The organism is Picosynechococcus sp. PCC 7002 (assembly GCF_963860125.1).
Lineage (GTDB): Bacteria > Cyanobacteriota > Cyanobacteriia > Cyanobacteriales > MRBY01 > MRBY01.
Genome location: NZ_CAWLFA010000006.1, coordinates 75,607 through 87,755, shown reverse-complemented (window position 1 = coordinate 87,755; position 12,149 = coordinate 75,607). Strand labels below are relative to the sequence as shown.

General features: G+C 46.7%; 11 protein-coding genes. 2 read left to right on the top strand and 9 right to left on the bottom strand.

Annotated features, from left to right (window positions below; all coding sequences use genetic code 11):
• Position 1 precedes the first annotated feature (1 nt).
• From AACQ84_RS15315 to AACQ84_RS15275, 9 genes are all read right to left on the bottom strand, one after another.
• Positions 2 to 523: a hypothetical protein gene (locus AACQ84_RS15315; RefSeq protein ID WP_012308618.1), complete on the bottom strand. Its 522-nt coding sequence runs from the start codon at positions 521 to 523 to the stop codon at positions 2 to 4.
• Positions 524 to 722: 199 nt separating this feature from the next.
• A complete protein-coding gene (locus tag AACQ84_RS15310) occupies positions 723 to 1,115 on the bottom strand; it encodes a type II toxin-antitoxin system death-on-curing family toxin (protein WP_012308617.1) in 393 nt (130 codons plus the stop codon).
• Positions 1,112 to 1,336 (bottom strand): histidine kinase, encoded by a 225-nt coding sequence (locus AACQ84_RS15305; RefSeq protein WP_143589474.1) that lies wholly within the window; start codon positions 1,334 to 1,336, stop codon positions 1,112 to 1,114. The genes AACQ84_RS15310 and AACQ84_RS15305 overlap by 4 nt, the downstream gene beginning before the upstream one ends.
• Positions 1,337 to 1,426: 90 nt before the next feature.
• On the bottom strand, positions 1,427 to 2,647 hold the full coding sequence (locus AACQ84_RS15300; RefSeq protein ID WP_012308615.1) for a hypothetical protein: 1,221 nt from the start codon (positions 2,645 to 2,647) through the stop codon (positions 1,427 to 1,429).
• A 329-nt stretch (positions 2,648 to 2,976) separates the two neighbouring features.
• On the bottom strand, positions 2,977 to 4,668 hold the full coding sequence (locus AACQ84_RS15295) for a CHAT domain-containing protein (RefSeq protein WP_238986481.1): 1,692 nt from the start codon (positions 4,666 to 4,668) through the stop codon (positions 2,977 to 2,979).
• A 1,695-nt stretch (positions 4,669 to 6,363) separates the two neighbouring features.
• Complete coding sequence (locus tag AACQ84_RS15290) at positions 6,364 to 6,705, bottom strand: DUF6717 family protein (protein ID WP_012308613.1); 342 nt, start codon at positions 6,703 to 6,705, stop codon at positions 6,364 to 6,366.
• A 57-nt stretch (positions 6,706 to 6,762) separates the two neighbouring features.
• Positions 6,763 to 7,908: a DUF1822 family protein gene (locus tag AACQ84_RS15285; protein ID WP_012308612.1), complete on the bottom strand. Its 1,146-nt coding sequence runs from the start codon at positions 7,906 to 7,908 to the stop codon at positions 6,763 to 6,765.
• Between the two features lie 13 nt (positions 7,909 to 7,921).
• Positions 7,922 to 8,650 carry a sigma-70 family RNA polymerase sigma factor gene (locus AACQ84_RS15280; protein ID WP_012308611.1) on the bottom strand — a complete coding sequence of 243 codons (729 nt, stop codon included), beginning with the start codon at positions 8,648 to 8,650 and terminating at the stop codon, positions 7,922 to 7,924.
• A gap of 205 nt (positions 8,651 to 8,855) precedes the next feature.
• A complete protein-coding gene (locus AACQ84_RS15275; RefSeq protein ID WP_012308610.1) occupies positions 8,856 to 9,671 on the bottom strand; it encodes a tetratricopeptide repeat protein in 816 nt (271 codons plus the stop codon).
• Positions 9,672 to 9,913: 242 nt separating this feature from the next.
• Here AACQ84_RS15275 and AACQ84_RS15270 point away from each other — a divergent pair, with 242 nt between their 5' ends.
• Positions 9,914 to 10,423, top strand: a complete 510-nt coding sequence (locus AACQ84_RS15270) for a DNA integrity scanning protein DisA nucleotide-binding domain protein (RefSeq protein ID WP_012308609.1) — start codon at positions 9,914 to 9,916, stop codon at positions 10,421 to 10,423.
• Between the two features lie 82 nt (positions 10,424 to 10,505).
• Positions 10,506 to 12,065 carry an ATP-binding protein gene (locus AACQ84_RS15265; protein ID WP_012308608.1) on the top strand — a complete coding sequence of 520 codons (1,560 nt, stop codon included), beginning with the start codon at positions 10,506 to 10,508 and terminating at the stop codon, positions 12,063 to 12,065.
• Positions 12,066 to 12,149: the final 84 nt, after the last annotated feature.

The window sequence follows — 12,149 nt, the reverse complement described above, 5'->3', positions numbered from 1 at the left end:
CCTAACCCCCACAGCCACTGCCCATGATGAGCGGTTCAATTGCCCCCACCACGACAATGGAAACAATTGCGTAAACGATGGTTTTAATCTGCTCCGAGGAATCCTGCTGTTTCCGTTTTTCCTGCCATGCCTCAAAGGCAACAAAGGCTAAACCGAGGACAACACTGCCTCGAATCGCTGTAAAGATTAGGCCTGACAGTACCGTTAAACCCGCAATTTGACTGAAAATACAAGTTTCCATCGCTGTTTGGGTAGCTTGCAACAGAAAAGAATATTCAATTGCTAGGACAGGGGAACTAGTACAGAAACCCAGCATTGCCAATCCAGCCAGAGTCGCAAGGAATTTAGACCGGGCTTGTAATCGCTGAAAAGCCTGTAATCCTTTGGGAATAAACAGGATGGTATAAACACTCAGGGGAATCATCGCCCAAAGTGGTTGTCCCCATCGCAACAACAACAAACTGATGGGAATACTGAGGGTTGCTGCTAAACGAGTGGGCTTAAAGTAAATTGAGTGCGACATAGAAAAAATTGAATGCTTCAACCCCTAAGAGCAAGGGGCGTTCCAGATTCGGATAAAGTCGCTAAATTTTTTTTGAAGATTGCGAAAGAGAGAAATAATCCAAGCTTGAGAGGCTTTAGGCTCCGAACATAAATCATTAGCGCGATTACCCATAACGTTATGGGTAACCAACCAGCACAACCAATCTCCAGGCTTTGAACTAGGTATGACGTTTTAACCAGCGAGATATCTTTTCGATTTCTGTAACCTGAGGAGCCTGGCCCATAGATATTTCCCGAAACAGCTTAGCAGCCTCTGCCGGTGGTGCATTTAATTCAACACCATTAATCGCTAAAAACGTGTAGACAACAATCAAGGCCACTCGCTCATTCGCTTCGACAAAACAATGATTTTTGGTAAAAGCATAGGCATACACTGCTGCTAAATCCCGCAGATCTTGAGTCTGGGAATAGTAGAAGGCATTTTTCGCTTTATACAGACTGGCTGTAATGGATCCCGCCGCTAAAATACCGGGCTGTCCACCTGATGCTGCAATCACTGCTTGATGGATGCCATAAATATCTGCGGCACTTAACCAAATCGGTTCTTTCATTGGGATAACTCAATTAAGGCTTGCTGATATTTCTCAATTCCACGTTGGGCAATTTTCATTTTCTGCGCCAGCTCTAAATCTGCCGGAGACTGGCGTCGATGCTTATCCAGGATTTCTTCAAGAGCCATCACCGCCAAAGCCTCAAGGGAAAGGTCGAGGCGGAGCGCAAGAGCGATGGATTGTTCCGCAAGCTCATCGGGTAGTGAAATAGTAATCGCCATGGTTTTTGTGGTGTGATTGGTGTTTGAGATCTGCAAAGCAGATTTCAAAGATCGTTGTAAATCCCTACTTTACCGAGAGTACGAGCCAAGTTAGCGCCGCAGTCGTTTTTGCAAATAGTCACAAGTCCAGCCTCGTTTCACTAGCACCTGCCAGGACACCAGATGAATACCATCCCGCACCAGATAATCCCCATCCACCTCTTCGTAGTAGCCCAAACGCCCCAATTTCTTCATCGCTTCAAACCAATAAAAGAAATTTGCCCTTTCACTTGTGTGATTATTGGCCACCGCATTCTTTACCGCATAGACAAAAAAGCCCGCTGGATTTTTCACATAGTGGTCACGACGATACCGCTGATAGGTTGAAATGGCTCCTTCGATGATTTCTGCTGCCGTTGTCTTCACTAACCGCACCAGAGCAGGATTCAACACAATCCCTAAATCATCAAGCCGCTCCAAATGAGTCTTGGCTTGGGAATTCACCACCACATCCGCTTCTTCCGTCTGCGATTGCTTTTCCTCAATGGCTTGAGTTGTAACGTTCCCAGCTTCCTGAACTGGAGGTCGCTTATCTTTCTCTTTCTCTTTTTGCCTCAATTCTCTGGCAAACCCAACAGCCCCAGTCTTTTTCCCAGTCATGGTTTCAGCCACTTCCTGTGGATTAATTACTTGTTCCCCAGATATCAGCCCACCATCATCTCCATCGATGTTTCTTGTTGATTCTACACTTTGGCCCGCCGCTTTTTCTTTTTCTTGATCTAACTTGTGGGTTTCACCAGTTACTGCATTTCCAGCTTCATGGTTTTTAACATTTTTCCCTTGGCTAGACTGAGTTTTCTGTTCCAGTACATCAGTAGCCTGAGAATTCAAAAAAGAAAATTTTAATTGAACAGCAGAACAGGCTTGATCTGTTGAATCTTTAGTATCTATATAAGAGGGTACGGCAGCATCAGGGTTTGAGGCGCGTTTTTGGGAAGTTTTATTCCCAAACTGGGAAGTTTTGTTCTCGATTTGGGAAGTTTTATTCCCGGGACGATAAGCGGCGAGTTTGTAGATTTTGCTGTTGTACTGGCGCTGAATATCGACGAGACCAATGTCTGCGAGTTCGGTCACGGCCTGGCGAATCCACTTAAAGCAATAGGGTTTCTTGCGGAATTTGCCAGTCCAGTGGCGGAAAGTATCGAGGTCTACTTCAAAGGTTGTACCGGCGGGACGTTTGCGTAGAAGCCAGTTGTAGAGGGTAGCGGCGCAGCGACTGACTTGGTTAAGGAGGCAGTCACTATCGGCGGTAATCATGGCAAAAGCAGTCATTTTTTTATTCTCCAGATGGGGGGGTTGGAGAATCAGCAAAAAAGCTGCTAGAATATACCCATCGAAAATCCCTGGAAAAAGTTTTTCGATGGGTCGGTGGAAGCAGAATTCCGCTGACCCTCATCTTTTTTAAATTTCTCTAATTCTACAGGATCTTCTCAGGGAAAGGAAAAGCCCCCTAGGAGAGATTTATATCAGCTAATCTGGCGTTGCTACGTCACTGTGACGGAAAGTCGTGGATTATGGCATCGTCTGTTTAAGGGCATTGAAGTGGTAATAATTTAATAAAACTTTACAAACTTCTCTGATAGAGCCAAACCAATGATGGCTTAGCTGCCTTGGCAGATGAAACCGGCCCAATAAAAGGGATCGATATAGGGTCGTTGGTTGGGGTTCCCTATGTTGATCTGGTGGGCCAGCTCCGGAAAGTCACGACACAGGTCGGCAATAGTCGCATTTCTAAGACGCTGTTGAGCTTGTTGTAGGGCGATCGCCGGTTTTTGGGTTTCTTTGAGGGCTTCGGAGTAGTAGCTAGTGAAAATTGCTGTTGCGAGGTCATCTACCGCCCAGAGAGAGGAAATCACCGTTCTTGCACCCGCACAGAGAAAACCCGTCCCCAAGGTCAGCAAATCATCGGTTAGCTCTGGTTTACCCAGGTTGGTTTCGCAGCAGGAGAGGAACACATGGTTGAGATTTGGGTAGCGTTTTAGCATTAGACTGCCCAGGCTAAAGTTGCCATCGCCTAATTTCAGGGCCGATTCGCGGGGATTACTGAGGTTTGACTCGGCATGGTGGGCAGAATGGATATTCTCGACTCGTTTTAGCAAAGCCTGATAGTTTTTAACGGTAACTTCTGCTCTGCCCCTAAGGTAATTTTCAGGCAGGACTGTTTCTAATTCTCTGAGCCGTTGGGCTTCAATGTGGGTAAATTTCAGGTCATCACTGGCATTTTCGACGATGCCATAGGTGATTTTCTCGGGCTTAGGACGGTCATGGCAATATTTGAGGATCTGGCAACTGGGTAGCACCCGGATTTGGAACTGATCCCCCATGTAGGTCTCGTGGATGATGCTCTGGATTGTTTTTATCTTGGTTTTTTCCTTGAGCTTAATGCGGGCAGCATCTGGGGAGCTGCTGGTCGCCGTCGTTTGGGCATCACCGAGGGGCAGGGCGGCAAAGGGAATATGATGGAGGCCCCAGGTTGAAGGAATGATGATTAGCTCCTTAATGCCTTGTAGGTGGTCTTGAACCAGTTGCTCTAGGTTTAGGGCTTGGGCAATGTTTTGTAGGTTGTGTCCCAGATTAGCCCGCCATTGGGGATTATTTTCCTGGTAGGGGATTAACCACTGTTCGGTCAGGAGTTCCTCCAGCTTGCCGTAGGTCAGCTCTAGACAACTGTGGAGAGTTACTATCGGCTTGGCTTGCTTCGGTTGCTGGAACCGGGAAAATAGACCTGATTTTTTTGGGGTTGCTGCGAGATAGCGGATGACAAAAATATGGGTTTCGGCGCCGGTATTGCAGATGCTGAGGATGGCACTCTCTGGGCCTGGCAACAAGGCAGCAATCTCCGCAAAGGAAATCGCCTCCACCTGGATTTGTTGGGCGATCACAGGGTCAGCGCGGCGAATTTCCCGCCAGAGGGTTTGTTTCTCTGCTGCTAGGGCTTGGATTTGTTCTAGTTTTTCTTCCCTTGCCTCTGAGCTGAGGTTAGTTTCCTGGAAGCGACTGAATCGTCTTTCCATGCTCCCCTGGGAATCATCTTCTTGACGCAGGTCATGGAGTTGTTTTTCTATGGCTTCGTAACGGGCGAGGTAGTCCTGAATTTCTGGAGGGATTTCTGCATCGGCATAGAGATCATTACTGGCAATTAGATCCACCAGGCGACGACTACGGCCCCGCTCAGCGTAGGTAATTGCCTCATCATATTTCCCCAGGGCAACGCAGGCTTGGATAATGTTGTCATAGACTTCAATATTTTCAGTAATAATTTGTTGTTTATAGTCATCATCGGTTGCCCACATAGTGAGTAGTTCAATACACTCAATCGTCCTTTGATAGACTTCAATTGCAGCTTGCCATTTTTTCTGTTTTAGATATAAATTACCTAGTAAAGAATTAGTTTTCAAACAATCATATGGATACGTATTTATTGTCTGCTCTCTCAATGCTCTATGACAGTAGTAAATAGCAGTGTGATACTCTGAATAAACATTTGCCAAACAATACTGTATGTCCGACCATGTCCTAGGATGAGTTTTCCTTTTAATCACCTCTAAAGCTTGTTCATAGCAATAAATAGAATATTGTTTGTTTTGTTGTATTTCTCCATTAATTCGTTCCATGTAAGCGAGTCCTAAATTAATTAGTGTTATTGCCCATTGTTCTGGAAAGATATCTCTTACATAAACTTTTAAAGCTTCTTTACAGTGGAAGATAGCCATCTCTAGGTTTTCTTTTCTGTCCCCCTCTATTCGGTCCTTATAGATGCTAGCTAGATTATTTTGTACCTCTGCCCATTGCTCTGGAAAGATATCTCTTACATAAACTTTTAAAGCTTCTTCACAGTGGAAGATAGCCATCTCTAGGTTTTCTTTTCTGTCCCCCTCTATTCGGTCTTTATAGATGCTAGCTAGATTATTTTGCACCTCTGCCCATTGCTCTGGAAAGATATCTCTTACATAGCCTGTTAAGGCTATTTTGTAGTGATAAATAGCATGTTCTAGGTTCTCTTTCCTCTCCCCTTCTATCCTCTGTAAGTAGGCATTAGCCAGATTATTTTGTGCTTCCGTCCATTGTTCAGGATAGAGTTTTTTTGTGTAAATTATTAAGGCTTCTTGACAATAATCTATAGCTCGTTCAATATTCTTACTTTTTTCTCTTTCTATTTGGTTTATATAAATAAAAGCCAGTTTATTCTGCGCTTTTGCTTGTTGTTCTAGATAGGTTTTTTTTGTATAGATCATTAAGGCTTTTTCACAGTGGAAGATAGCCAGTTCTAGATTTTCTTTTCTATCCCCATTTATCCGCTCTATATAGACACCAGCTAGATTATTCTGTGCTTCTGACCATTGCTCTGGAAAGGCTTCCTTTGTATAAACCGTTAAGGCTTCCTGGTAGTGATGAATTACTCTTTCTATAATTTCCCGTCTATTTTGCCCGACATTTCCAGAATACTCATAGGCCAAGTTATCCTGAATCTCTGCCCAGTCTTCTGGTGATTTGATCCTCCCTGCTTCAAAATCCTGCAAGATAAATGGCACTCGGAAAACCTCAAAAACAACTGCCAGCTTGAGCCTGAGCCACTGTTGTACCGCCTCAATCTCCACATCCGGCGGCATCTCTGATAATTCTTTTGCCACTGCTGCATTGATTGCTTCGACCGTTTCCGCCGGTGGCTCCAGGTCATTAAAAATGAACTGAAAGATGTCGTGGATTTCCTTTTGGCTCAGCCTTAACATCGTTTTGTTGAGGTGAATCTCCGACTTAAACTCAAAGGAATTGAGGAGACAATCCTGGAGTAAGTCAATCGCCCTGAAGATCAGCTCTAGCTCTTCCTCTTCGCAGTTCTCTTCTAGGTACTCAGACAACTCATCAATATTCCACTCATCCAGGTTGGCATCTAGGTTTTGTTCGTACTCTGTTTTGGACATAATGGCGCTGACTCCTGTAACAAGATTTTGAATGAATGGGAGGGGATAACCCGAAAAAAGAGGTGATTAGGCGAGGGGATCAACCCGGACATAGAGGGCCTGGGGTGCCGTTTCGAAATAATGGTAGAGAGCCGGACAAAGCCACCCTTCTGTCTCTAGTTCAGGACAGTAATACCAGTTGCCCTCGAATTCTGGCCGTTGCCACTGTAAGGACAACTCATAACCTGGAAAGGGTTGGGGTGAAAAAGTGAGTTTAAACCGTTCTGTAATCCCTTTGATCGTCATCAGGGTTTCGAGCATATCGTCAATTCCGGCGACAAAAGCTTCCTTATCGAGGCCCTTTTCTGGATCATCGAAAACCAAGCCACCGTTATAACGGAAGACTTCTAAAATACGAATCTGGGTCATGGTTTTTTCTGTGGGAAAGGTGACCGGGAGGCAGCATCGCGCCACCTCCCCAGGGTCCTAAATCTGGACGTATTTTTGAACCAAGGTATTGCCAAAGGAAAATTCTAGGAGGAACCCTTCGCCGACTTCCCCCTCTAGATCAAGACTCAATTGGCGATCGCCTTCATCCACTCGTTCCTCATATAAGACCGCATCAGTATCATCGAGCAAGCGGAGGCTAAGACCCACAGGGAGCGCTTCTGCTCCTTCTTGGGGATAGACTTCAATGGCAATATCCACGGAGTTTTCGTCCTTAGGGAGACAACGGATCACCACCCGCAAATCTTGACCCCCTAAGGACAGCACGCTGATGCCATGACAGAGGGATTGATGCACAGGGGCGCTGGTAGAGCGCGTTTGGCCCGCAAGACTGAGGTTAAGATCTGGGTACATCAGGGTAGCGAACTCATCCTGGAGATTAGCCCAAGTCCCCTGCCATTGATCCTTTAACCAATCCCCTAGAGCGACAAAATCACCCCAGAGGGTGTTTAGTTGGGCGAGGAAATGATTTGCCTTTTCATCCAGTTGGGGATAGGCCTGGAGTAATGCCGCTTTCCGTTGCCGTAAGGGTAAATCCTTAAGGCGTTCCAGCATCACAATCGCCTCTGCTGGTGAAACAAAGACCTCTGTCGCCATCAACTCCGGCAAAATTTCTAGATATTCCTCTAGGCCATAAAGATCGTCCTGGAGTTGGCTGATGTCCTGGAGTTGGCTGAGAGAAAAATCAGTGGCATCTTCAGGGAGAGCTGCGGCTGGCAGATAACCATAGAGCCGACAGGAAGTCGTTTCACCAGAAAACAGAACCACCACATAACCAAGGGCCGGTACCGCCTGGAAGGGTAACGGCAGGCGATCGCCCTCCGCTAGATCCTTATCTTGTACGGGAATACAGATGAGAGGGCCAAAATCAGGTAACTCTAAATCAAACGTGGGGTTGAGTTGGCGCAGGAGAGGATGGTCACTGTTGCTGGTACTCAGCTCCGTGGCGATATGCAGCTCGGAGAGAAAATCTTGAACTGCAGTACGAGCCAGGCTACCCAAATAAACAGACTCTGCTTGAGCTTCACTTAGCTGTTGGGCCGCATAACGACGTGCTAGATATTGTTGTTCCGGTTTAAAAGTGACAGTAAGGCCAGTGGTGGCATCTAAAAGAGGCGTATTCATAAAAATAAGGGGGTTAACAATAATGTTGACGAAGTTCGTCAAAGAGAGGTTTGCATTTACGGTGCCAGTGACCAGTGATTGTTCCCTGGGAAATGCCAAGCTCTAGGGCAATTTCTTTGAAGGTTTGTTTAGGCTCGCGAAGATTTTGTCGGACAAAGATCTCATAGCAATTACATTGGGAATATTTTTTGGAAGCACAGGCTAATTTCTCCGGTAATAAGGCCAAAATTTCCTGATGTTTCCGTTGGTTTTCGCGGATGGTCTCAGCGTCGATGAGATTATGCATAGGATTTGTATCAGCGGGAATAAAGTCTTCGAGGGTTTGCCCTTCACCAATAGGCGTACCAAGACTAATAGAGCCTTGAAATCCTTTGCCCGACGCACGGCGACGATCTAGTTTACGTTTTTCATCCTGGCAATCTCGCTTGAGGATCATCGAAACCCAGTTTATGAAAGCTTTGGAAACGATTGCTACATCAGTTGGATGATCAAGCTGCCGTTGGCTGAACTTGACCTGGGCCTTGTCTGTAAAAAATCGGGTGATATTTTTTTGGACATCCTTCATGGTCATTGGCAATGCCAGGTCGTAATAGCGTGAGTAGCCAGAGCCTAAATAGGCTTTAAGTCGGGGGATTTGATCAAGGCCAAAAGCAAGGGTTTCTGCGACGTTGTCATAGGGTTGGTTGGTGGCATGGCAGTGGTAAATGTTGAGAATGAGGGTGCAGAGGGTGTGGTCGTCCATCGCGTCGGGTAATTAGTAAGTGTTGGCAGTGGAGGAGAACATAGTTTTTAGGATAACTAAGGGTTAGGGGAGTAAGAGAATATAAGCCGGTAAAAGACCTCCAAAACGCTCGGTGTACTGTAATATCGTCAGTCCAAAAAAATTTATGCAAAATGAGGAAAATTTCTTTGACTCAATTCGGCGATCGCCCCTCTGTCATACCGCTTCAGTTCGTGTGATAGCCGTTCGATTTCCCCTGTAAGGAATTATCTTGCTGTCGGAGTAATTGCGGTGAAACATAGATTTCAAAGGGAATCGGGCCAATTCCCCTGGCGGTTGTTGGTGCCTGTAAACTCACTCTAGGGGTCTCTAGTGAGTGAAGCGGATCTAATTGTTCAATTTCCGCCAATTTTTTCTGGATGTTGGCGGATTTAGGCTCATAGACCAATACTTGACGATAATCGCGGCGAGCCGTTGCATAATCTCCCTGGTGAGCATAGAGTGCCGCCCGCTTCGTCAGGGCAGCCACAAAATCAGGTCGGAGGGCGATCGCCTTGGTGAGATCCCGAATGGCATCAGCATTACGTTCTTGGGCATGGTAGACAATCGCTCGTTCATAAAGCCACTGTGCACTGGTGGGATCTCCGTGAATCGCTGCCGAAAGATCCTGTAAAGCAGCCTGCCAATGGTAGCTGGCTCGCTGTTGATAAAAAGCCGGATAATCGCCCAAACCCTTTAAACATGAAGCCCGGTAGAGCAGGAGTTGATCCCAGGAATACTCAAGATTGAGTTGATCACCACCCCGAGTCATCCGTTGTCGATGAAGGCCTGATGCCTGTAAATATGGGGCAGCGTTGTCAAAATCCCGGAGGGCAGACTGATAACGCCGCGTCAAAAATAAGCCAATGCCCCGGTAGAAAAAAGCCAGACCCTGGTGATGACCTTGTAGTAAGAGGTCATTAAAAAAATTGAGTGCCTCTTCCGGTGTTTCATTCAGTAAGGCGATCGCCTGAGCAATGTCTCGATCTAATTCAGTGGCCATAACCCTGTTCCTAACAAGCTCAAATTAGCAAAGTAAACATGGGTCGGCATTGATCACAACCCCATGGCACTAGATCGTCTTTTCTCTCAGATTTATGCAACTCCGTTTGTTTTTTGTCAAAGTCCTTTACTCGGATCCCCAGATCCTAAGACAGAAATCCTGCCTGAACCGTCAAAAATTGCATAGAGGCAGAAAAAGCGCCGATATAACCTTAGCAGCTTGAAAAATAATCCATTTTTCCGATGATGACCTTGCCGAAGCCTGAAAATATGCCTTTAAGCCACAGTCCAACCATCCAGACCCTCATCCAGACTATTAATTACCTATCCCAGTATCAAATTGGTGCCTTATTAATTATTGAGCGCCAGATTCCCCTAACCGAGCAAGATGCCCTCAGACCTGGTGTCCCCCTAAAGCTGCCTCTAACCCAAGATAATTTGGTGCGTATCTTTAGACCGAGTTCACCGCTCCATGATGGTGCAACCCAAATTCGCGGCCAAGAAATCATTGCAGCCGCCACCCTGCTTCCCCTCTCCTGTCAGCCTTTACCCCGTCGCTATGGCACCAGACACCTGGCAGCACTGGGGATTTCAGAACAAGTGAGTAGCTGTATTGGGGTTGTGGTTTCCTCGGAAACCGGCAGGATCACCCTGACCCATAAAGGAAGCTTTAACAATAATCTCACCCTTCCTCAACTGCAAATTTATCTGCAGCAACTTTTGCTGCCTCCCACAACCGAGTCACTTCCCTAGACCGCCAACTATTCCAGGGCATTTAACCATCGGTTGAATTAACTCTATTAAACACTTAGATTTAAGGAAAGTAAGAAAGACAATGCTGACCCAATCCAAAGGCTGGCTCGCCATTAGTACCGACGGCTTTGCCGCGATGAATGCCGCTCGCCCCCCCGAACATCTCGTCAAAGAATTAGTGCAAAACGCCTTAGATTCCATTGCTGAGGGAGAGCCTGGCCAAATTAACCTCAACTACGGCTATCATCAGGGCCAATTCTATATTGAGTGCCGAGATAATGGCAGCGGCATCGAATGCCTGTCCGATTTGCGAGTCGTTTATCTCACCCATAAAACTGATAGCCATCTCAAGCGAGGTCGCTTTGGCCGGGGGTTTAAGGAAGCCCTCTGTGTCGCTGATTATGCCCTTGTCCAAAGCAAAGGTCAGCAGATTGAATTTCTCTATGATGGCCAGGAGCGAGTTACCCAGGAAAATCCCAGTGGAACTTTCCGATCTGGCACCCTAGTAAAAATGCAAATGGCCTGGCCCCCAGAAACCAAGCTCAAATTGGATCACTATTTCCGCCAGTTTCTAATTCCAGAAGGGATTCAATTCCGGCTCAATGGCATCCCTCTAGTGACTCGCCCGAGTCAGTATCGCGTCGCAACCCCTCTCACGACAGAAGTGTACGATTACCAAGCTCAAAGCTGGAAGAAACCCCGCCGCAAGACAAGCATTCATTTAATTCCTAGCCAGGCTGACGAAATACCAATGATTTATGAAATGGGTATTCCCGTAGCTCCAGTCGAATGGACTGTCCCTTTCCATTGCAATATCCAACAGCGGGTTCCCATGAACCCTAACCGCGATGCCGTGGCGACGGGCTATCCCCTCAAGCTTCATGTGGCCTGTTTACCGATCCTGCTAGAAAGTATGGACTCCGAGACGGTGCGCCAGGACTGGGTGGGTAATGCCGGTAAAAAATGTGACCAGGCAGTGAAACAACAGATCATCACCAAGGCTTTTGGGGGAAATATTGCCCGCTCTGTGCCGAAGACAGGGGCCAGACAATTTGATGAAGATGCCCGGGAGTTGGGGGTCGAGATTGTTAAAACCAGTCAGACCAGTGGTGGTTTCCGAGAGATGCTCAAGGAATTAGTCCCCACAGCGCGGGAGGTGGTGCAAAAAGATGAAGTACAAAAGGCTGCCGAAGCAACGGCCAGTGGATTTGCGCCGACCCAGCCTTTACTAGAGCAGGATCCCCGGCAGATGTGGATCGAGCGCCAGGGAGGGATTGACCATGTAAATCGTTGTTTGGATTTTGCGGTGTGGTTTTGTCAGCAGCTGCTGGATAGTTATCCGTTCCCCTTGCGGCGAGTGACGGGGAAGGTGGCGGTGAACCCTGAGGGCAGGCAGCGATTCGTGGCCCATTGGAGTAGTGAGAATGTGTTAACTTTGGCTTTAGACCACGACGAGCTATGGCGGAATCCTTTGGGGCCAGAGTCTTTGGAGGTTTTTATCCATGAAGCAGCCCATGCGATGAATATGCACCATGGTGAAGATTTTCGTCGGGAAGTGGAGCGCTTAGCTGGCGTTGCGGCCTATGTGATGTTGAAAGAATACTCTTGGATCGTTTCAAAATATTATTATCTGTTGCAATGAATACTTTTTTGTAATAAAAAAATGAAATACAGCGTTTATCCCTGAGGTAAAACTCCTCGACCTTCTCAAAAAGCCTATAAAACA